The organism is Gammaproteobacteria bacterium, assembly GCA_034522055.1.
Lineage (GTDB): Bacteria > Pseudomonadota > Gammaproteobacteria > JAABTG01 > JAABTG01 > JAABTG01.
The window spans coordinates 1222089-1241965 of the sequence record JAXHLS010000006.1 but is presented as its reverse complement, the minus strand read 5'-3'; the positions used below and the strand labels follow the sequence as shown (position 1 = coordinate 1241965).

Genomic DNA, 19877 nt, shown 5'->3' with positions numbered 1-19877 from the left:
GAGTCGTAGCGCCGTAGGGTGGGTCAAGCGCAGCGGACCCACGGCGGGCGGTGGGGCGATGTGCGGGGCTTGGAACGGTGGAACCGCTGCGCTTGTTCCACCCTACGTTTTGCGGGGTCGTGGCAGGGTAGGGTGGGTCAAGCGCAGCGGACCCACCATTTGCCGGGGTCGTAGCAGCGTAGGGTGGGTCAAGCGCAGCGGACCCACCACTTGCCAAGGTCGTGGCGCCGTAGGATGGGTCAAGCGCAGCGGACCCACCGGCGGGGGCGGGGGCAATGTCCCGTGTTGACCATACGAATCACTCCGGCGCCATGCCGGCAATATCGTGGGGCCGCGTCTCCCCCCAATCCGGCGCGTACCAGCCGGCCTCCACGGCTCGATGAAATGACCCATACGGCCAATCGGCGGGGCTTCGCACATAGCCATGGTGAACCGGGTTGTAATGGATGTAATCCAGATGGTTCCTCCAGTCTGACTCGTCGCGGATGGCGTGCTCCCAGAATCGACGTTGCCAGATGGGGGTGGCGCACAAGGCAGGGTTTGCGGCTCTGATATTGGCCGTGAAGTAATGTTTTATGAGCCGCCAGCGCTCGGAGAAATCCCCGTCCCCCTCCGGCAGGTGCCACAGTGCATGGATATGATCCGGCAGGACCACGATGGCATCTATGGTGAATGGGCGTTTTGCCGTTACCCGACGCAGGGCATTGCGTAGCCGTGCCACCGCCGACTCATCGCGGAACAGGGGCACGCGGTCGTGGGTGACCACCGTAAAGAAGAAACAGCCGCCCGGAATGTGGGCGCGTCGATAGCGGCTCATGGCGTTTCCGTCCGTGGAAGTTGAGAGTGGAGATTATGGTGGAACCGCTGCGCTTGTTCCACCCTACGTTTTGCGGGGGCGTGGCAGGGTAGGGTGGGTCAAGCGCAGCGGACCCACCATTTGCCGGAGTCGTAGCATCGTAGGGTGGGTCAAGCGCAGCGGACCCACGGCGGGCGGTGGGGCGATGTGCGGGGCTTGGAACGGTGGAACCGCTGCGCTTGTTCCACCCTACGTTTTGCGGGGTCGTGGCAGGGTAGGGTGGGTCAAGCGCAGCGGACCCACCATTTGCCGGGGTCGTAGCAGCGTAGGGTGGGTCAAGCGCAGCGGACCCACCATTTGCCGGAGTCGTAGCGCCGTAGGGTGGGTCAAGCGCAGCGGACCCACCGGCGGGAGCCGGGGGCGGGCCCGCAATTGGGGTGGGCGCGACGGTTGAGCAACCTTGATGATGGGCATTAACCTTCGGCGTTAACTCCTTGTTATGCAAGCGGTTGAAAAATCGGGGCACAACGCCGGTTTGTGACGGGCGTCACGCGGGGAATTTTTTTGGCCGGCGGGCATAAAGTTTCCCTGCGGGAGGCCGCTGTCATTACCGGAGGCGGTAAGAGCCCACTCGATGGGAACATCCGTCAAATATCAACCTGCAGCCCCGTGCCGGCGCGGCCTTGCCGCAGCCCCGGGGCCAAAGGAGACCGACAATGGCACAAGTCATCAACACCAATATCCTGTCCCTCAACGCCCAGCGCAATCTGAATACCTCCCAGAACGCCCTGGCCACTTCTTTGGAGCGCCTGTCCTCGGGCCTGCGCATCAACAACGCCGCCGACGACGCGGCGGGGTTGGCCATCTCCGAGCGCTTCACCACCCAGATCAACGGCCTCAACCAGGCCAGCCGCAACGCCAATGACGGCATTTCCCTGGCCCAGACGGCGGAGGCGGCGCTGGGCGAGGTGACTCAGAATCTGCAGCGCATCCGCGAACTGGCGGTGCAGTCGGTCAATGCCACCAACTCCGACAGCGACCGCGCCACCCTCAACCAGGAAGTGCAGCAGCGCCTGTCGGAGATCGACCGCATCGCCAGCCAGACCTCCTTCAACGGCCGCAACGTGCTGGACGGCACCTTCGGCACCGCCCAGTTCCAGGTGGGCGCCAACGTGGGCCAGACCATCGGCCTCGACCTCGGCACCAGCACCCGCACCGCCGACGTGGGCGCCGTGGCCACCGCCACCTCTGTGGATCTGTCCGACCTCATCGCCGAGGGCAGCGATGCCGTCCCCGGCTCTGCGGCCACCTTCGCGTTCGACGCGACAGAGGTCGTTGGAACGGATTATAGCGAGGTTACGCAGGCAGCGACTGGTGGAACCGCGACCTTCGCGGCTGCTCAGCTTCAAGTGAATTTCACTACTGATACTGTGAGTTTTGATGTTACCGATGGTACAGAGACGTCGACGGTTACTTTGAATACAGATTTAAGTGGAGCATCGCTCGCTGATGTTGCAACTGCACTAAACGATAATACTGATGGTCTGGGATTTGATGGCCACTTCGTCGCTTCCGTAGACGGCACGGATATCGTTATCACCAACCAGACAACGGGGACAGGAACAACGGTATCCATAGACAGCTTCAACGCTAACGCGGATGGCAATGGCACTGACTCCTCCTTGACTGGGATTACCGGGGTGACTTCTGCCGATGGTCTGGATGAAGAAAACGCCAACGCCAATCTGGTCATCACCGACACTGATGGAACAACAGACTTCACCGTCCCGCTCACCCAGGATCTTTCGAACGGGGATGCAGCCGACATCACGACGCTGCTTAATGCCATCAATAGCGAACTCGGTACCGCAGCAACCGCTACTGAGGATAGCGGCACCATAACCATTACGGATGATGCCAACATCGCCGGCAGCTTCTCGGTCACCCTGGATGGCACTGCCGTCACCGGAACCAGCACGGCCGGCGTCGCCGACGAGGCCGCCGTTCCGGCCTCCACCCTGACCCTCGACGAAACAGACAACCTGACCATCCAGTTCGGCGACAACGCCGCGCTGGCAGTGGAGGACGGGATGTTCTCCACGGTCCAGGCCTTTGCGGACGCGGTGAACGAGGCCCTCGGCAGCAACGGCTCGGCCACCCTGGACAGCGACAACGTGCTGAGCATCACCTCGGGTGAGGCCATCACCATCGGTGGTACCCAGGCCGGCACAGTGTTCACGGACACGGCCTTCGCCCCCACGGGTACCCTCGCCGAGGCCAGCGTGGCGACGGTGGACGGTTCCAACGCGGCCATCTTTTCGGTCGACGCGGCCCTGACCTCGGTGTCGGATCTGCGCAGCACCTTCGGTGCCATCCAGAACCGCTTCGAGTCCACCATCGCCAACCTGGCCAGTGCGACGGAGAACCTGTCGGCCGCCCGCTCGCGGATCCTGGACGCGGACTTCGCCGCCGAGACGGCGGCCCTGACCCGCGCCCAGATCCTGCAGCAGGCCGGCATCTCGGTGCTGTCCCAGGCCAACGTCCAGCCGCAGAACGTGCTGGCGCTGCTCCAGTAACCTAGCCGGTGGGGCGGGGCCCGCAACGGGTCCCGTCCCCGGAGGGTAACGACATGACTATCGATTTGAATGTCGGTCTGCTTCGGCAGGTTGGGCTGGCGCAAAGTAGCGCGCGGCCCGCTCCGGACCCTGCCTCCCAGGGTCAGCGGGCCCTGAGTGAGGGAGTGCCCCGGTCGGGTGCCGCCGGCGAGAGCGCCGCGGCCCAGCAGGCACGCGCCGGTCCCGCCGCCGCAGCCGGCCGCGAGCAGGCGACGGGCAACCTGAGCCCGCAGGAAATCGACGCGGCGGTGGGCGAACTCAACGACCTGGCCCAGAGCATTCGCAGGGAACTCAAGTTCAGCGTCGACGATGCCAGCGGTCGGCCCGTCATCGAGGTCTACGACGCCAACACCGAGGAACTCATCCGCCAGATCCCCCCGGAGCAGGTGCTGAACGTGCTCCGCCAACTCAAGGAGTTTGACAGCGGGCTGCTGCAGGAAAAGGCATAGGGTTTGCATCTTTTCTTGCATATTTCCCCGCAACGGTTTTCTGAGGAGTCGAGGTTATGGCAGGTATTTCCGTCAGCGGAGTGGGTTCGGGCATCGATATCAACAGCCTGGTGAACCAACTGGTGGCTTCCGAGCGCCAGCCCACGGTGCAGCGCCTGGACCGCCGCGAGGCCGGGCTTCAGGCCGAGCTGTCCGGCTTCAGCCTGCTGAAATCGGCCCTCGCCGACCTCCAAAGTGCCCTGGACGGCCTGGGTGGGGACGGGCTGTTCCAGGGCCGCAGCGTCACTTCCGCAGCACCCGAGCAATTCACGGCGACGGCCCAAGGCGGTGCCGCCACCGGCAGTTTCGCCATCGAGGTTGAACGCCTGGCCAGCGCCCAGAAGCTGCGCTCCACGGGCTTCAGTGGGCCCGACGCCATCGTCGGCACCGGCACCCTGACCATCGCCGGCGGCGACAGCAGCTTCACCGTGGATGCCGGTGACGGCAGCCTGGGGGCGATACGCGACGCCATCAACGAGGCCGCCGACAACACCCTGGTCAGTGCCGGTATCGTCAACGTGGACGACGGCACGGGCGGTACCGAGAGCCGCTTGGTGCTTACCGCCCGCGAGCCGGGCAGCGCCAACGCCCTCACCGTGACCACCAGCGACGGCGACGGCGACAGTACCGACGCCACCGGCCTGTCCCGCCTGGTGTATGACCCCCAGGGCTCGGGGGCCACCCAGCTCATCGAGCTGGACCCCGCCGAAGATGCCCTCATCCGCATAGACGGCCAGGCGGCCACCCGCTCGGCCAATACTGTGGACGACCTCATCGACGGCGTCACCCTGGAACTCTTGAGCGCCGATCCGGGTAACCCCGCCACCCTCACCATCGGCGAGGACACCGGTGCGGCCGGCACGGCCGTAAACGCCTTCGTGACGGCATTCAATGGTTTCGCGGAGCTGCGGGACAGCCTCACTGGCTTCGACCCCGACACCCGCCGCGGGGGGCCGTTGCTGGGCGATTCCACCCTGCGCATTCTCGATTCGAGGCTGCGTAGCACCCTGTTCGATCGGGTCGGGGCCGCGGGGGAGGTCAACAGCCTCGCCGCCCTGGGCATCACCACCGGCGACGACGGCCGCCTCACGGTGAATAATGCGACCCTCACCGCGGCCCTCGACGACAATCCCGCGGCGGTGGCGGCCCTGTTCGGTGGCGAGACCGGGCTGGTGGCCCGCGCCGGCGGCATGCTGGACGGCTTCCTGCAGAATAACGGTCTGTTGGACAACCGCATCGATGGCCTCAACGGCCGCATCGAGGACATCGGCGACCGGCGCCTGAACCTGGATCGGCGCATCGACGCCCTGGAGTCGCGCCTGCTGGCCCAGTTCACGGCCATGGACCAGCTGGTATCGCAATTGCAAAATACCGGCAACTTCCTGACCCAGCAGCTCGAGAACATACCGGTGCCCGGCAGGACAAACCGCTAACCCGTGCCCGCCCCAGGAGCCCCGCCCGGCGGCGCCATCCAACCAAAGAGGATAAGAGCATGCTCAACCAGAAGGCGCTCAAGCAGTATCAGAACGTGGGCGCGAAGTCCGCCGTGGAGGAGGCCACTCCCCATCGCCTGGTGCAGATGCTGATGGACGGTGCCCTGTCACGCATCGCCGCCGCCGCCGGCCACATCGAGCGCCGGGAGGTGGCCCTCAAGGGCGCCGCCATCGGCCAGGCCATCTCCATCATCGGCGGCCTCCAGGGTAGCCTGGACCTGGAAAAGGGCGGCGACATCGCCACCAACCTCGACCGCCTGTACGACTACATGACCCGCCGTCTCACCGAGGCCAACATCGAGAACGACGCCGCCAAGCTCCAGGAGGTCCGCGGCCTGCTGGCCGAGATCAAGGGCGCCTGGGACCAGATCCCGGGTAAGCTCGGCAGCGAGAACGGACGCGTCGCCGGCGCCGATAAGGCTGTGAGCCCCTGAGCCCCTGATGAATCCCACTCACCCACACCCCGGCGACCCGACGGCGGCCGTGCTCGACGAGCTGACCACCGTCTACCGGACCATGCTGCAGCAGGCCGAGGCACAGTCCTGGGACGCCCTTATGGCCACCGCGCCGCGCCGCCGCGTGCTGGCCGAGATGCTCGCCGACCTGGCGCCCCTTGACCCCGCCCATCGCCCCCGCCTCGAACGCCTGCAGGGCCTCAATGCCGAACTCGAACGGCAGACCCTTGCCGCCCGCGGCAATCTCCTGTCGTCCCTAAGCCGCATGAAACACGGCCGCAAGATGCACGCCGCCTACACCGGCCGTTCCAACCCGTAGCGCCGGTCCGATACTTAGGTGTTGCGGGCTATGAGCCTGGAGAGTGGGGACAAGGGAAATGGGAAAAGGGAAAAGAAAAAAGAAAAGAGCTTAACCACGAAAGACGCGACAAGGGAGAAGGCCGGTGCTTCGATTACCCCAGAAGCGACGCCCTCGTCGCGATTCGCCTGCCCTCATCGCGGCGGGGCGCCACACCTACATCAGCGCAGCAGTTCGATTTCCAATCCCACATCAAGCGCATGCCAGGCCCGATCGGCGGTCAGGACGGGGCACTGGTAATCCTGGGCCAGCGCCAGACAAGCGCGGTCCGCCAGTGACAGTCCGTGGGAACGCGTGCGCCGCCACAGGTGAGCCGCCGCTTCCGCCTGATCCACGGTGAACGGCTCGACCACCACGCCAACATCAATGATTCCTTCACGCAACCACGTCGAATCCACTTCCAGCCATAATGCCTTCTGCACTACCTCCGCCCAGTTGACGGCAGAGACCCGTGCCCCGACCAACGCAGCCTCTACCCTATCGGCGCCAGGCTCATCGTGCATCAGCGTCAGCAGCGCCGATGCATCCAGGACCATGGCCACTACTCTTCCACTTCCCTGGCGGCCTCCGCCCGGCGCTCGGCGATAAGTTCGTCTACCAGGCTTCTGTTCGGAGGAATATGGGCGAAGGCACCGCGCAGCCGCTTGACCACGGCCTCGCGCCGCTCCAGGACAAGGGCATCCCCCACCTGCCGCGCCACCAGCCGGTCCCCCGGCTTCAAGTGCAGGGCCTTACGCAGGGCAGCGGGAATCACCAGTCGCCCCTGGGCGCCTACCTGAATCTCATTGTGGTTTTCTGCCATCTTTCCCATCTCATGCCACATCACAGGGAAGCGTGCCATAACCAGACCCCTTTAACCAGTCATCCCTGACCGACGAGCGCCAGATTCCTGCCCGCAGTGGTCTCCATGCCATGCGCCTATGGCGTGGCGGGAGCGGGTGCTGGAGGTCTACAGCGAAAAACCTGTTAACTAGTGCCTGTACGAAAACCCGTATTTCCCGGCAAATTCCCAGCGTGACACTCAGGTACTGATGGCCGGTGTTCCACCTTGGCGACTGTTTTGAGATGCGTGGCGTCATCCAATGCGAATGCTTCGCATTGATGGTGATGTGCAGACGCTCCTCTCCTGTCCGCGTGGCGCGGTATCGGCTTCGGAGCGCTGCTCAGGCAGCCTTTCGGTAGGGGCCGCGCCTTCGCCGCTCCCGCTCTTGTTCTTGCTGACGCAGCAGCGCGCCAAGGCGGTGAATGTTGCGTGCGAGCACGGCCAGCGCCACATAGCGCTTGAAGCCCTCGATGCCGTGGTCCGGACACTTGTCCAGACCATGAACCTCCAGGGCATTGATGGCCGACTCCACCGCCGAATGGCGATGGCGCAGGCGCAGAAATTCCTCATCACTCTCGCGCACCTTGTCGGCCTGAGAGAGACGACCCTTCTTCGGCAGGACCACCCGCTCCAGACGCTCAGCCAAGGCCGCCTGGTTGGCTGGACTGTGGAAGCCCTTGTCCATGCTAACAGCGCGCAGTGGCGCAAATCGCTCCTTCGTCTCCTCAACCATCGGTACGGCCACCTGATCATCGGTGCACATCTGCATCACCTGGTGGTGCAGGATGAAACGGTCGCTGTCCTCCATCACGCACACCCGCAACCCCAACTCCACCGGCACCCCGGCCTTGCCCTTGCTGATCCACTCGGTGTGGGGCTCGAACAACGAGAAGACCTTCTCATTGTGGGGGATGCGCTCGCCCTGGAGCACGCGGCGGCGGATCTGATCGATCTGCCGATTGGCGTGGGTCATGAATTCATCAAGCTCGCGCAGCAGCCCCTCGCTCAGCGCACAGGAGGCCGGCACTTTCTGGCGGATCTGCTCGGCACGGGTCAGGTGGTCCTCGGCCAGTTCCAGGTAGGTGCCGTGGGCCTCGGCGATATCCTGCAGTTTGGCTTGACGCTTGTCTTCGTCCTTGGAGGTGGAGTGTTTGAGCCGCTGGACGATTCGGTACTGGCGCTTAAACTGGCGCTGATGGTGGGCATGCTGACGCCAACCGGGCAGCGCGTGGAGTTCGGCCAGTTCGGTGCTCAAATCGATGACCTTACGGATGGCGTCGAGCAGCAAGTTGATGTCGGTGGGGAAATGCACATCGGTCTCCACCACGAACGAGTCACAGCGCCCGACGAGCCCTTCTTCTAGGTTTTTTTAGCGCCTTGTGCCCCGCACGCACCACCTCTTGATTGATCCGGTCCAGGAGCTCCGGGGTGAACAGGCGCAGATTATCCCGTAGCGTCTGCATCGGGTAGAGATAGGTGTCGGTCCAGTCGCCGTGCCCGAGGAACTGGCGGATCGTGTTGTGCTCGTTGGCCAGTTCCCGGACCCTGTCGTAGTCGGCACTGAGCCCCAGGCGCAGTACGCCAAGCACCAGGATCTTCCACTGCGACATCCCCGGCCGACCGGCGTCAGGGGCCACCAGGACATTTTCTGCCTCGCTATCACGTACCGGGCGCACCTCTTCAAGGATCGCGAAAACCCGCTCGCGCAACGCGGGCGTGGTGTAGATGTGCTGCAGTCCCCGCAGGAGCTGCGGGATGTCATCGCGCGATTTGGGATCGAGCCAAATCGCGCCGATGTCCTGCTCGCCGATCTGCATTTGCGGCTCGATCACCTTGCGCATACGAATTTCATCCTGGCGAAGATTGCGTCTCTCAAGGGCCTTGTGCGCCTGTACCGTCCGGCCCTCACCGGTTACACCGCCATTATATCAATGCAGATCAATGCGTTACAGATTTATCTTGCAATCCAGCAAACGGAACCGTCGCATTCTTCGCGTCGCGATTATTAGCTTATGCCGTTGATCAATAAACTCTTTTGAGTTTCTCGTGCAGGCACTAACTACGAAAGGCGCGAAAAGGGATAAGGCCGGGGGCTTCGATTACTCTTGTGGAGCGACGCCCTCGTCGTGATTTCCCGGCCTCAATTTCCGTATCGATGGCGGTCCAACCCCGCGCATATCTGGCGAAGGATTGATTGCGAGGGCGACTAGATCCCACCCGATAGGGGTCGGGAAGGAGTGACCCTCCCCGCCCTCCGAACCGTGCATGCGGTTCTCCCGCACACGGCTCTCCAGTCGGTGGTTACCTCATCGGGATTGGCTCGCCAACGTCCGGGCTTCGGTCATGGTGAAAAGCCCAGCCGCAGCGAAGAACGCGTTCGGCCAGCGGAGATGGTCGGACTGACAATGACCCGCTCCCGGGCGCTTCTGCTGCTTGCGCAACAGCGCCCGTAATCGACGTCGGACAAAACCGTCCACGCGAGGAAAGGTCCACGGGTGCGCGTGCTGGAAATACACGAACCAGCCACGAAGCATCGGGTTCAGGTCGGCCACAATCCGCGCCAGCGAATCCCCACGACTGCGCCGGGTTTTGGCCCGGACCCGGTCGTAAAGGGCCTTGCGGCTCTTCTTGCGTACCCACCGCCGTCCCGCTTCAAACCGGTACCCGAGAAACTCAAAGCCTTCCCCGGGCTGCCGGCAATCCCCCACACGGGTCTTCGCCGGGTGCAGTTGCAGACCATTGGCCTCCACCCAGTGCCGCAACTCCTGCAGCGCCTCCTGGGCTTCGTCCGGACTGGCACACGGGATCACGAGGTCGTCAGCATACCGAACCATCCGATAGCCGCGCTGGGTCATGTGTACATCCAGCCCGTGCAGGTACAGATTCGCGAGTAACGGACTGATCACCGCCCCTTGGGGCGAGCCCGGGTCGGCGTCCAGCGCGCTATCTCCGCCACCACGTCCTGGCGCAACCAGGCGCGCAGCAGGTCGAGGATCCGACCATCGCTGATCCGGTCCTCGACCCGGGCCATCAACGCTTCGTGCGGGATGGTGTCGAAGTACTGGGCCAGGTCGGCATCCACCACATGGGTGTAGCCCTCCCGAACCAGCCCATCCACTTCCCGCAGCGCATCCTTGCACCCGCGACCCGGGCGAAACCCGTAACTCATCGGCAAAAACTGGTGCTCGAAAATCGGCTCGAGCACCCGCTTCATCGCCGCCTGCACAATCCGGTCCTTCACCGTCGGAATGCCCAGGGGACGCGTCCCTGTCCCCTTCGGAATCTCCACCCGACGCACCGCATCCGGTCGGTACCGTCCAATTCCCAGCGCCTCTCCCAACTCCGCCAGATACCGCTCGGCATGGGCCTCAAAACGCTGCACACTCTGGCCATCCACCCCCGCTGAACCCCGGTTGGCCCGCACATCCTGCCACGCCCGTTCCAGGGTCTGGGGGCGATGCACCTTGTCGATCAGACTGAACCACTTCGTCCCTTGGACGCCGTTACCCAGCGCCGCCAACATGCGCTCCGTCCAGATCGTGCGGTCCACCCACGGCCATTCCACCGGGTTGGACGAGTCTGGCTTAGCCTCTTGCGAGACACTCTCGACCCTTTGCATACGCGCTCACCTCCTCCAGACTTCACCCATCCACCTTCCTGCCTCCCTTCCCTCGGCGCGATTTCTGTTCTTCGCGCTTTCCCGGCACCACCCACGGTTTTAGGCGGAGGACGCCCTCCAACTCTTGGGTCCGCGTTTCCGCAGCACCTCGCCATGACCGCAGCAGAACCGTTCAGTACTACGAAGGCTCTGACTCCTGCCCACCGTCACCACGGCGGTCAGGTCTCCCCGCTTCTCTCGCATTTCCTTCCCAGCGTTCCGTCTCCAACCACGGAGGGGACCCGAATGTCGCTTTCCACGCCAATCCCAGCGCATCCGATGATTTTCAGGCTTCACCTTCTCCTAGCGGGCTCGCCGTCCCGTACCGCCGAATCGAGTTCGTCATCCTACGGACCGCCAGTTCGCCTCCGGTTGCTCTCCACCCCGCCTCGCGACGACGCAGTTACCTTCGACTACGGGGCCTTGGCTTACCCCGACACGGACTCTCACCGTGCAGAAAATGCGCCTCCACGGACGCACTAGGAGGCCAGCCCTCTGGCCGATTGGGCGGTGGGGGTGCCATCGTCGAAGATGAATCGCCGAGGGGGTTCGGCTCCTACCGAGGGGCGATTTGCGATGTAGGTGTAGGAGGCCAGCCCTCTGGCCGATTGGGCGGTGGGGGTGCCATCGTCGAAGATGAATTGCCGAAGGGGCTCGGCGCCTACCTGGATGAATCGCGGAGGGCCTTTCGTGTCGTGTAGTATCCGAAACATGGTAAACGTGACGCGGAAGGAACCTACGATGCCCCATTCGGCCCTGCAGCACGACATCTATGGCGCCCTGGAAGCCCTGCCGGAGGGTGTGGACCGGGGAGATCATCGATGGTCAGTTCCATACCCAGCCGCAGCCGGCGGGGCCGCGGTAATGGGTGAAGCCGACCTTGAAGGTGTAGAGCTCCGAAAAATTCGTTGGTGAGTGCCGATGGGTTTGCCCCACCAGCAGGCAACAGCCGTCATGCGCCTTGGCAAAAGCATGACGGGCACTCTCCGGGGTCCGAGGCCGTGTCGAGCCTGACATTGCGAATGTGCGGCATTGCCAAGCCGCTGCTGTCCCCTATTATTCTATTCCCGCAAGCGACTGTCCGCTTCCGTACCCGGAACCAGCGCTCGGATCAGGAGGCAGGTGTCCACATGAATGGAAGTTTCAGCCATCCATCTCGCTGCGCCCGATCGTAGCGCGCTCGCGCCGGACTTGCGCTGCCCAATCTTCGGCGCGGCCTGTGGTCAAAGAGACGCTTTTCTGCAGTTCATCCAACGCCTGCAGGCCGTTTGATTCCAGTTGCGTCTCCCGGTTCGCCAACGATTGCACCGCCCGGCGCAAGACTTCAGATTTCGACGTTCCGAACCGGCGCGCCAGCCGCTCGAGGTCTCGAACCGTCTGCGGGTCAAGTGAATAGGTAGATTTGATGGTCGATGCTGTCATACGAGAAAGGTATGGCCATACTCAGGCACTGTCAACTTGAGAGGGTGCCGAGCGCAGGGCCTGTGATCCGCCGGATTTTAGGCCGACAATTGATGCGCCACCGGTCAATCCCTGCGCGAAGCAAACCATATGACATGGCGCGCGCCCTTGCCGGCCCGGTGCGGACGCACTATCTCAAGCTCGACGTCGAAGCCGGCTTGTTCCAGCCGCTTGGTGAACCGGCGATCGGAAGATGCCGACCAGACCGCCAACACCCCGTTCAGCTTCAGCGCCCGGCGCGTGGCCGCCAGGCCGGCCGGAGAATACAACCAGTCGTTTTCAGGCCGGATCAGCGCCTCCGGACCGTTGTCGACGTCCATCATGATGGCATCGAGACCTCCGCGCTGTTCACGCACCAGTTGCGCGACGTCGCCGACGAAAACCTCCGCTCTCGGGTCGTCGAGCGGATGGCCGGCCGGGGCACCGATGATCTCGCGGTTCCAGTCAACGACCTCCGGCACTAGTTCCGCGACCACGATCCGGGCATCCGGCCCGACCGCGTCAAGCGTGGCGGCCAGCGTGAAGCCCATGCCCAGCCCGCCGACCAGCACGCGCAGGCCGGCCCGGCCGGCCACGCGCGTGCAGGTCATTTCGGCCAGCGCGATCTCGGAGCGATGCACACGGCTGTTCATCAACTCGCCGCGGCCCGGAATCGAAATCGCGAACCGGTCAGCGTGCGCGTGCAGCTTGAGTTCGGTGTCGGTATCGGGAATACGTGCCGTCGCCAGCAGTTTCGATCGCGGCATGATTTATTAAGAGGTTAATCCCTCCGTCCCCTTTTCCCCGGCATGAAGCCGCCCATTTTGTCATTGCGGCGAAAGCCGTAATCCAGGGCCGCCACAGGCACGTGGGCCAGAGGCGCCATCCCGGCCATGGTACTCGCCGCCCTGGATACCGGGTCAAGCCCGGCATGACGAGGTGGGGTGTCTCTTACCCTTGAACGCCCCCTCCTATGGGATGCTTGATGGGAACGGCCCCTACTTCGATGGCTTCTTGCGTGCCAGGGTGAGTTTCTTCTTGGGTTTCCTGGCGGGCTTTTCCACCTTGGCCGGGCGCTTGGGCCTTGAGGCGGGGCGCTCGGCCGTCTTGATGGGGCTGCCATCCTCGGTCACCCGGGAGATGTTCAGGCGCTGGCCCGCCACCCATACCTTTTTCAGGTCATTGAAGATCTCCTTGGGCATGCCTTCGGGCAGGTCCACGAGGCTGTGGTCGTCGCGGATGTCGATGTTGCCGATGTAGCGGCCCTCCATGCCGGCCTCGTTGGCGATGGCGCCGACGATGTTGGCGGGCTTGACCTTGTGCTGGTGGCCCACCTCCACGCGATAGCGCACCAGGCCCTCACGCAGGGGGCGTTGCCGTTCCCCGGGCTTGTCCGCGCCCTTGTGGGGCCTCTTCTCCGAGTCCTTGCCGGGTCCCCTGGCCGGGCGTCTCTCGCGGCTCTCCGCAGCGGGGGCGGGGCTGCGCGGCGCCGGGCTCCGGGCGTCTTCGCGGTGGGTTATGAGCAGGGGGGTCTCGCCCTGTAACAGGTAGGCGAGAGCGGCGGCGATCTCCTGGGCGGGGACGTTGTGCTCCTGTTCGTACTGGGCGATCAACTCGTGGAACAGCTCCAGGTCGTCGGTGCCCAGGGTATCTGTGATGCGTTGTTTGAAGCGGGCGATGCGTTTGTCGTTGATGAGTTCCGTGGAGGGCAGCTCCATGAGCTCGATCTTGCGCTTGGTGGCCTTCTCGATGGCGTACAGCAGGCGTTTCTCCCGCGGCGCCACGAACAGGATGGCATCGCCCTGACGGCCGGCGCGGCCGGTGCGGCCGATGCGGTGGATGTAGGCCTCGGTGTCGTAAGGGATATCGTAGTTGATGACGTGGCTGATGCGTTCCACGTCCAGGCCCCGGGCCGCCACGTCGGTGGCCACAATGATGTCCAGTTGACCGTTCTTGAGCTGGGCCACGGTGCGTTCTCGCAGGTTCTGGGGGATGTCGCCGTTCAAGGGCGCCGAGGCATAGCCCCGGGCCTCCAGTTTCTCCGACAGCTCGGCGGTGGCGATCTTGGTGCGCACGAAGATCAGCGTGGCATCGAAGGGCTCGGCCTCGAGGATCCGGGTCAGGGCGTCGAGCTTGTGCAGGCCGCTCACCGGCCAGTAGCGCTGGCGGATGGTCTCGGCCGAGCCCGTGTTGACCTTGATGGTGACCTCGGCGGGCTCGCGCAGGTGTTTGGCGGCGATCCCCCGGATGCGCGCCGGCAGGGTGGCCGAGAAGAGGGCGGTCTGGCGCTGGGGCGGGGTCTGCTCCAGGATCCACTCCACCTCGTCGATGAAGCCCATGCGCAGCATCTCGTCGGCCTCGTCCAGCACCAGGGTGCGCAGGTGGTCCAGCTTGAGGGTGCCGCGGCGCATGTGGTCCGTGACCCGGCCCGGGGTACCCACCACTACATGGACGCCGCGCTCCAGGGCGCGGATCTGGGCGCGGTAGTCCTGGCCACCGTAGACGGGCAGAACGTGGAAGCCCTTCATGTGGGAGGCATACTTCTGGAAGGCCTCCGCCACCTGCAGGGCGAGTTCCCGGGTGGGCGCCAGCACCAGCACCTGGGGCCCGGCGGCGGCCAGGTCGAGGTTGGACAGCAGGGGCAGGGCGAAGGCCGCGGTCTTGCCGGTGCCGGTCTGGGCCTGACCGAGGAGGTCCCGGCCCTCCAGCAGCAGCGGGATGGTGCTGGCCTGGATGGGGGAGGGGGTTTCGTAACCCACGTCGTCCAGGGCCTCGAGGAGGGCTTCCTTGAGGTTAAGCTGGCCGAACGGGGACACCGTGTCGCTATTCATGGTTCACCTGGATGGGCTGGGGGTACGGCAGTGCCGGTGCACTCGGTACGGACCACCGGCAGGGTGGCCGCCGCCGATCGCACGCCGCGGGGAGGGGGCCGCGGGTTCGGGGGGGCCGTCAGTTGGGACCCCAAGAACGCGGGTTAGGGTAACACATCCGCCCCCGGGGCCTTCGTGCCAAGAACACTAAACCGCGAAATACGCGAAAGACGCGAACGAGACGAGAGAGAAGCCGAGGAACCACCCGGCGGTATCGAGTACTTAAAAGGGCATGGCCCCTGTAGAGGGTTGCCCTTTCATTTTGATAGCACATACGCCATCATTCTGGCATGAAGCCTCGCATTGTGGTGGACACAAGCGTATTGACAGCGGCCCTAATCGGTCCGCAGGGGCCAAATCGTGAAATCCTGCGGCGATGTCTGCTCGGCAGGTATAAGCCCCTGTTAAGCAATGCATTGTTTTCCGAATACGAAGATGTGAGCGCAAGGGAATCGATTATCGAACTCTGTCCAGTGAGCCGGGAGGATATTCGAAACCTCCTTGAGGCTTTTTGTTCGGTCGCGGAGTGGGTACAGATCTTCTACCTCTGGCGCCCGAACCTGGTCGACGAGGGTGATAACCACGTGCTCGAAGTCGCGACCGCCGGCAACGCACGGTGGATCGCAACAAACAATATTCGCGATTTTGCCAAAGCTGAGCTTCGGTTTCCGGACATTCAGATACTGACACCCGAGCAGATTTTGACGGAGGATTGAGATGGCGACTTTGACTGTTCGGCTTCCCGATGACAAACACATGCGCTTAAAAGCATTGGCCAAACGTAAACACATTAGCGTGAATAAGCTGATGGAAGAACTTTCGACCCAGGCCATTGCAGAGTTCGATGCGGAAACTCGATTTCGTGCGATGGCTGCCAACGGTGATATTGCCAGAGGACTGGATGTTCTCGACCGGCTCGACAAGGCCTTTGAAGGTTGACTGTAAGGCGTGATCGCCCGACCTACTAAACCGCGAAACACGCGAAAGACGCGAACGAGACGAGAGAGAAGCCGAGGAACCACCCAGCGGCATCGAGTACTTTGAATGGGTGCTGGCCCCTCCAGAGGGCCCCCTTTGGGGACCGCGTGGAGACGGCGGGGAGATGTAGGCATGAAGGAACCCTTGGAACATCGGCTGGTGGCCCATCGTGGCTTTCCCGCCCGGTTTCCGGAGAACAGCGTGGCGGGCGTCGCGGCGGCGCTGGCCTGTGGCGCCCGCTTCGTAGAGGTGGATATCCAGCTCACCCGGAATGGCGTGCCGGTGCTGCTCCACGATGCCGATCTGCGGCGCCTGTGTGATTCGCCCCGCGCCATCTTCGACACGGACCATGAGGATCTGGCGGCCCTGTGCCGGCGCCATGCTACAAAGCCGGACGCCGGGACGCCGTCCCATCCGGTACCCTTGCTGGCGGATCTGGCGCCTGTGTTCCAGGAGGCGTCCGCGGCTCTGCTGTTCGTGGAGTTGAAGCCCCAGAGCCTGGCCCACCACGGGCGCCGGGCCGTGTTGGACGCCGTGCTCCGGGAGGTGGCGGCCTTCCGGGAGCGCGTGGTGTTCATCTCCTTCGATGGGGCGGTGCTGGAGCAGGCCCATGTTTACGGGCCCGTGGGTCTGGTGCATGACCGCTGGGACCATCATCACAGCGCCGAAGTAGCAGCCCTGGAGCCCGAGTACTACTTCTGCAACGCCGAGCTGCTGCCTGAGGATGGCCCCCTGGCCCTGCCCGACAGGCGTCTGGTGGTCTATGAAACGGTGGACGCCGGGCGCGCCACGACACTCATGGATCGGGGCGTGGATCTGGTGGAGACCTTCGATGTATGCGGCATGGCGGACCGACTGCGGGCCATGGCTCCCGGTTGACTTGACAGCGGCGGGGTCATCTTGCCTGATCCCTGTAATTCCGGCATCGTGACGAAGCCCATGCGTTATCGACGGCAAGCCCCGCTTTTCCTGACCCTGCTGTTCCTCCTGCCTCTGGTCCTCCTCGGCAGTTGCGGGTCGGGGGAGGAGGACGTGGCGGCGCCGGCGTCGGCGGCGGCGGAGGACGAGCTGCTCGACCTCATCGAGTCCGTCGGCGAGGCCCGTTTCGGCGACCTCGATGCCATGCGCGAACGGGGCGTGCTGCGGGCCCTGGTGACCTACAGCCGCACCGATTTCTTCCTGGACCGTGGCCGTATCCGCGGTATCCAGGCGGAATTCCTGAGGGAGTTCGAAAAACAGCTGAATGCCGGCATCGAAGACCCCACCCGGCGCATCCGGGTCCACTTCCTGCCCGTGGCCTTCGACCGGCTCATCCCGGCCCTTAACGCCGGCCTGGGGGATGTGGCGGCAGCCTTCCTGACCGTAACGCCCGAGCGCCTCGAGATGGTGGATTTCGCCGCCAGCCGGCGCATGGTAGTGGACGAGATCGTGGTCACCCATGGGGCGGTAGCGGCGCCGGAGGGGCTCGAGGATCTGGCGGGCCACGAGGTCTACGTGCTGCGTGACAGCAGCTACGCGGAACACCTGCGAGGCCTCAATGAGGATTTCCGGGAGCGCGGCCTGGCGCCGGTCACGGTGATGGAGGCTGACCCCCACCTCCTCAGCGAGGATATCCTCGAGATGGTGAACGCCGGCATCGTGGACATCACGGTGGTGGACAGCTACCGCGCCGAACTGTGGGCGCGGGTGCTGCCAGACCTGGTGTTGCACCATGACCTGCGCATCGCCGAGGAAAACCCCGTGGGTTGGGCGGTGCGCCAGACGAACCCGCGCCTCAAGGCGGAGCTGGACAGCTTCATCGCCGCCAAGGGTAAGGGCAGCCTCATCGGCAACATCCTGTTCCGCAAGTACTTCGAGAGCACGGAATGGATCGAAGACCCCACCGAGGGCGAGGGTCGGCGGGTGGACCGCTATTTCGCCCTGTTTCGCAAGTATGGGCAGCGCTATGGCTTCGACGAGCTGGTCCTGGCGGCCCTGGCCTTCCAGGAATCGGGCCTGCGCCACGACCGCAGGAGCCACCGCGGCGCCGTGGGCATCATGCAGCTCCTGCCCAGTACGGCGGCCGACCCCAACGTGGGGATCCCGGATATCACTGACGTGGAGGACAACATCCACGCCGGCGCCAAATATCTGGCTTTCCTGCGGGACCGCTATTTCTCCGATCCGGGCATCGGCGAGGCCGATCGCCGCGCCCTCACCTGGGCGGCCTACAACGCCGGTCCGGCCAAGGTGCGGCGCATGCGGGAACTCACCGCGGAGTTGGGGCTCGACCCGGATGTGTGGTTCGGTAACGTGGAGGTGGCGGCCGGGCGCATCGTGGGACGGGAGACGGTGGACTACGTGGCCAACATCCAGAAGTACTACGTCGCCTACCAGTTGGCCCGGCGGGTGCGCGAGGTGAAGGACGGAGCCCTGGCGGCGGGGTCGGGTGACGGCGGGGCCAAACCATGAGGATCCGGCCATGAGGATCTGGCCATGAGGATCTGGGTGGATGCCGACGCCTGCCCGGGCGTGGTCAAGGAGATCCTGTTCCGCGCCGCGGACCGTACCGGCGTGCAGGTGACCTTGGTGGCCAACCAGCCGTTGCGGGTGCCGCCGTCGCCGTTCGTGGATGCCCTCCAGGTGGGGTCCGGCTTCGACGTGGCGGACAACGAGATCGTCAAACGACTGGAGAAGGGTGATCTGGTGATCACCGCCGACATCCCCCTGGCGGCGGAGGTCATCGCCCAGGGCGGCCACGCCCTCAATCCCCGGGGCGAGCTCTACACCACCGACAACATCAAGGCGCGTCTCAGCATGCGGGACTTCATGGATGCCCTGCGCTCCAGCGGCGTGGACACCGGCGGCCCGCCGGCGCTGGGGCAGGCCGATCGCCAGGCCTTCGCCAACAGCCTCGACCGGTTTCTCGCCAGAAATTCATAGCGGCGCACGGAGGCGCCGTATGGAACAGGGCCGGCCTGCAACCGGTACGAGCCAGGGTTTCTTCAGACGTCGGGCTCGAGCCCGACCCAACCAGAGAGAGCGACCATGCGCATAGAGGGTTCCTGTCACTGCGGGCGGGTACGGTTCTCGGTGGATTGTCCCCATCCCCATCCCTATCTGCGGTGCTATTGTTCCATCTGCCGCAAGACGGCGGGCGGTGGGGGCTACGCCATCAACCTGGGCGCCGATAACGGCACCTTGCAAGTGACGGGCAGCGAGCATGTCAGTGAGTACCATCCCCTGATGACCGATCCCGACAGCGGCGAGCGGGCGCCGGCGCCGGGCAAGCGTGCCTTCTGTCGCCACTGCGGCAGCGCCCTGTGGGCATGGGATCCGCGCTGGCCCGAACTGGTCCATCCCCATGCCTCGGCGGTGGATACGGCCCTACCGGTGCCGCCGCAGCATGTCCACATGATGCTGGGCTCGAAGGCCCCATGGGTGGAGGTATGCAGTGCGACGGGCGACAGCACCTTCGACGCCTATCCCGACGAGTCCCTGGCGGAGTGGCACCGGCGCCTGGGTCGGTAAACGGGGACTTCTTCCAGGTCCTCGAGGGCGAGCACGAAGTGGTGGCTAAGCTGTTCGACCGGATCGCCGCGGATCCCCGCCATGGCAACACGGTGAAAATCATCGAGGAGCCTATTGAGAAACGGAACTTCGGTGAGTGGAGCATGGGATACGCCAAAGTGAGTCGCGATGCTCTTCGTGGCATAGAGGGTCTCAATGATTTCTTCTCCGCAGGCAGGAGCTACACGGCGCTGGACCAGGGACGCGCGAAGGAGTTGTTGCGTGCGTTTCGTGAAGGACGTTGGCGGACGAAGGTGTCCTGAGAGTGTGCAGGAGTCGGTATCTCAGGACCCGCTTCGCAGCATGGCCTTTCAGTAACCCGTGGGCCGCCGGATCAAAATCGAAGAAATGGCA

20 protein-coding genes and 1 pseudogene are annotated in these 19877 nt (G+C 64.3%); 12 read left to right on the top strand and 9 right to left on the bottom strand.

Annotation, left to right across the window (positions count from 1 at the left end):
- Positions 1 to 298 precede the first annotated feature (298 nt).
- Entirely contained in the window at positions 299 to 817 is a 519-nt protein-coding gene (locus tag U5S82_24485) for a transposase (GenBank protein ID MDZ7754721.1), read from the bottom strand.
- Positions 818 to 1512: 695 nt separating this feature from the next.
- On the opposite strand from U5S82_24485, the gene U5S82_24480 reads away from it, so the two are divergent.
- The 5 genes from U5S82_24480 to U5S82_24460 are packed head-to-tail and all read left to right on the top strand — an operon-like array spanning position 1513 to position 6166.
- Entirely contained in the window at positions 1513 to 3372 is a 1860-nt protein-coding gene (locus tag U5S82_24480) for a flagellin (protein ID MDZ7754720.1), read from the top strand.
- Positions 3373 to 3425: 53 nt separating this feature from the next.
- Positions 3426 to 3860, top strand: coding sequence for a flagellar protein FlaG (locus tag U5S82_24475; GenBank protein ID MDZ7754719.1), 435 nt, complete (start codon positions 3426 to 3428; stop codon positions 3858 to 3860).
- A 56-nt stretch (positions 3861 to 3916) separates the two neighbouring features.
- Positions 3917 to 5332, top strand: a complete 1416-nt coding sequence (gene fliD / locus U5S82_24470) for a flagellar filament capping protein FliD (protein MDZ7754718.1) — start codon at positions 3917 to 3919, stop codon at positions 5330 to 5332.
- Between the two features lie 59 nt (positions 5333 to 5391).
- A complete protein-coding gene (gene fliS, locus U5S82_24465; GenBank protein ID MDZ7754717.1) occupies positions 5392 to 5826 on the top strand; it encodes a flagellar export chaperone FliS in 435 nt (144 codons plus the stop codon).
- Between the two features lie 7 nt (positions 5827 to 5833).
- Positions 5834 to 6166 (top strand): flagellar protein FliT, encoded by a 333-nt coding sequence (locus U5S82_24460; GenBank protein MDZ7754716.1) that lies wholly within the window; start codon positions 5834 to 5836, stop codon positions 6164 to 6166.
- A 200-nt stretch (positions 6167 to 6366) separates the two neighbouring features.
- Here U5S82_24460 and U5S82_24455 read toward each other — a convergent pair whose 3' ends face one another.
- The 8 genes and pseudogenes from U5S82_24455 to U5S82_24420 all read right to left on the bottom strand — a co-directional run bounded on the left by U5S82_24455 (position 6367) and on the right by U5S82_24420 (position 14957).
- Positions 6367 to 6747, bottom strand: coding sequence for a type II toxin-antitoxin system VapC family toxin (locus U5S82_24455; protein MDZ7754715.1), 381 nt, complete (start codon positions 6745 to 6747; stop codon positions 6367 to 6369).
- Positions 6747 to 7007 (bottom strand): AbrB/MazE/SpoVT family DNA-binding domain-containing protein, encoded by a 261-nt coding sequence (locus U5S82_24450; protein ID MDZ7754714.1) that lies wholly within the window; start codon positions 7005 to 7007, stop codon positions 6747 to 6749. The genes U5S82_24455 and U5S82_24450 overlap by 1 nt, the downstream gene beginning before the upstream one ends.
- Before the next feature lie 361 nt (positions 7008 to 7368).
- Positions 7369 to 8869 (bottom strand): ISNCY family transposase gene (locus U5S82_24445; protein ID MDZ7754713.1). Its coding sequence is split into 2 segments (ribosomal slippage): positions 7369 to 8389 and positions 8388 to 8869, totalling 1503 coding nucleotides; the frame shifts between segments, so codons are not numbered across the junction.
- Positions 8870 to 9334: 465 nt separating this feature from the next.
- Positions 9335 to 9736 carry a group II intron maturase-specific domain-containing protein gene (locus tag U5S82_24440; GenBank protein MDZ7754712.1) on the bottom strand — a complete coding sequence of 134 codons (402 nt, stop codon included), beginning with the start codon at positions 9734 to 9736 and terminating at the stop codon, positions 9335 to 9337.
- Positions 9737 to 9742: 6 nt separating this feature from the next.
- Positions 9743 to 10551, bottom strand: a pseudogene (ltrA, locus tag U5S82_24435) (group II intron reverse transcriptase/maturase).
- A gap of 1278 nt (positions 10552 to 11829) precedes the next feature.
- Positions 11830 to 12108 (bottom strand): ribbon-helix-helix protein, CopG family, encoded by a 279-nt coding sequence (locus U5S82_24430; GenBank protein MDZ7754711.1) that lies wholly within the window; start codon positions 12106 to 12108, stop codon positions 11830 to 11832.
- 104 nt (positions 12109 to 12212) lie between these two features.
- Complete coding sequence (locus tag U5S82_24425) at positions 12213 to 12893, bottom strand: hypothetical protein (protein ID MDZ7754710.1); 681 nt, start codon at positions 12891 to 12893, stop codon at positions 12213 to 12215.
- Positions 12894 to 13124: 231 nt separating this feature from the next.
- On the bottom strand, positions 13125 to 14957 hold the full coding sequence (locus U5S82_24420) for a DEAD/DEAH box helicase (GenBank protein MDZ7754709.1): 1833 nt from the start codon (positions 14955 to 14957) through the stop codon (positions 13125 to 13127).
- Between the two features lie 329 nt (positions 14958 to 15286).
- Here U5S82_24420 and U5S82_24415 point away from each other — a divergent pair, with 329 nt between their 5' ends.
- The 7 genes from U5S82_24415 to U5S82_24385 all read left to right on the top strand — a co-directional run bounded on the left by U5S82_24415 (position 15287) and on the right by U5S82_24385 (position 19786).
- Positions 15287 to 15712, top strand: a complete 426-nt coding sequence (locus U5S82_24415) for a putative toxin-antitoxin system toxin component, PIN family (GenBank protein MDZ7754708.1) — start codon at positions 15287 to 15289, stop codon at positions 15710 to 15712.
- A gap of 1 nt (position 15713) precedes the next feature.
- Positions 15714 to 15935 (top strand): toxin-antitoxin system HicB family antitoxin, encoded by a 222-nt coding sequence (locus tag U5S82_24410; protein ID MDZ7754707.1) that lies wholly within the window; start codon positions 15714 to 15716, stop codon positions 15933 to 15935.
- Positions 15936 to 16106: 171 nt separating this feature from the next.
- Positions 16107 to 16853, top strand: coding sequence for a glycerophosphodiester phosphodiesterase family protein (locus U5S82_24405; GenBank protein MDZ7754706.1), 747 nt, complete (start codon positions 16107 to 16109; stop codon positions 16851 to 16853).
- A 60-nt stretch (positions 16854 to 16913) separates the two neighbouring features.
- The gene (locus U5S82_24400; GenBank protein MDZ7754705.1) at positions 16914 to 18425 is read left to right on the top strand and encodes a transporter substrate-binding domain-containing protein; all 1512 of its coding nucleotides are present in this window, start codon (positions 16914 to 16916) and stop codon (positions 18423 to 18425) included.
- A 24-nt stretch (positions 18426 to 18449) separates the two neighbouring features.
- Positions 18450 to 18896, top strand: a complete 447-nt coding sequence (locus U5S82_24395) for a YaiI/YqxD family protein (protein ID MDZ7754704.1) — start codon at positions 18450 to 18452, stop codon at positions 18894 to 18896.
- A gap of 105 nt (positions 18897 to 19001) precedes the next feature.
- Entirely contained in the window at positions 19002 to 19484 is a 483-nt protein-coding gene (locus tag U5S82_24390; GenBank protein MDZ7754703.1) for a GFA family protein, read from the top strand.
- Entirely contained in the window at positions 19391 to 19786 is a 396-nt protein-coding gene (locus U5S82_24385; GenBank protein ID MDZ7754702.1) for a BLUF domain-containing protein, read from the top strand. Before U5S82_24390 ends, U5S82_24385 begins: the two co-directional genes overlap by 94 nt.
- Positions 19787 to 19877: the final 91 nt, after the last annotated feature.

Excerpts from the sequence above, each read along its gene's own strand:
- U5S82_24415 (MDZ7754708.1), top strand. The coding sequence starts at position 15,287 with ATGAAGCCTCGCATTGTGGTGGACACAAGCGTATTGACAGCGGCCCTA.
- U5S82_24460 (MDZ7754716.1), top strand. The coding sequence starts at position 5,834 with ATGAATCCCACTCACCCACACCCCGGCGACCCGACGGCGGCCGTGCTC.
- U5S82_24400 (MDZ7754705.1), top strand. The coding sequence starts at position 16,914 with ATGCGTTATCGACGGCAAGCCCCGCTTTTCCTGACCCTGCTGTTCCTC.
- U5S82_24425 (MDZ7754710.1), bottom strand. The coding sequence starts at position 12,893 with ATGCCGCGATCGAAACTGCTGGCGACGGCACGTATTCCCGATACCGAC.
- U5S82_24410 (MDZ7754707.1), top strand. The coding sequence starts at position 15,714 with ATGGCGACTTTGACTGTTCGGCTTCCCGATGACAAACACATGCGCTTA.
- U5S82_24430 (MDZ7754711.1), bottom strand. The coding sequence starts at position 12,108 with ATGACAGCATCGACCATCAAATCTACCTATTCACTTGACCCGCAGACG.
- fliS (MDZ7754717.1), top strand. The coding sequence starts at position 5,392 with ATGCTCAACCAGAAGGCGCTCAAGCAGTATCAGAACGTGGGCGCGAAG.
- U5S82_24480 (MDZ7754720.1), top strand. The coding sequence starts at position 1,513 with ATGGCACAAGTCATCAACACCAATATCCTGTCCCTCAACGCCCAGCGC.
- U5S82_24405 (MDZ7754706.1), top strand. The coding sequence starts at position 16,107 with ATGAAGGAACCCTTGGAACATCGGCTGGTGGCCCATCGTGGCTTTCCC.
- U5S82_24420 (MDZ7754709.1), bottom strand. The coding sequence starts at position 14,957 with ATGAATAGCGACACGGTGTCCCCGTTCGGCCAGCTTAACCTCAAGGAA.
- U5S82_24450 (MDZ7754714.1), bottom strand. The coding sequence starts at position 7,007 with ATGGCAGAAAACCACAATGAGATTCAGGTAGGCGCCCAGGGGCGACTG.
- fliD (MDZ7754718.1), top strand. The coding sequence starts at position 3,917 with ATGGCAGGTATTTCCGTCAGCGGAGTGGGTTCGGGCATCGATATCAAC.
- U5S82_24385 (MDZ7754702.1), top strand. The coding sequence starts at position 19,391 with ATGGGTGGAGGTATGCAGTGCGACGGGCGACAGCACCTTCGACGCCTA.
- U5S82_24395 (MDZ7754704.1), top strand. The coding sequence starts at position 18,450 with ATGAGGATCTGGGTGGATGCCGACGCCTGCCCGGGCGTGGTCAAGGAG.
- U5S82_24390 (MDZ7754703.1), top strand. The coding sequence starts at position 19,002 with ATGCGCATAGAGGGTTCCTGTCACTGCGGGCGGGTACGGTTCTCGGTG.
- U5S82_24475 (MDZ7754719.1), top strand. The coding sequence starts at position 3,426 with ATGACTATCGATTTGAATGTCGGTCTGCTTCGGCAGGTTGGGCTGGCG.
- U5S82_24485 (MDZ7754721.1), bottom strand. The coding sequence starts at position 817 with ATGAGCCGCTATCGACGCGCCCACATTCCGGGCGGCTGTTTCTTCTTT.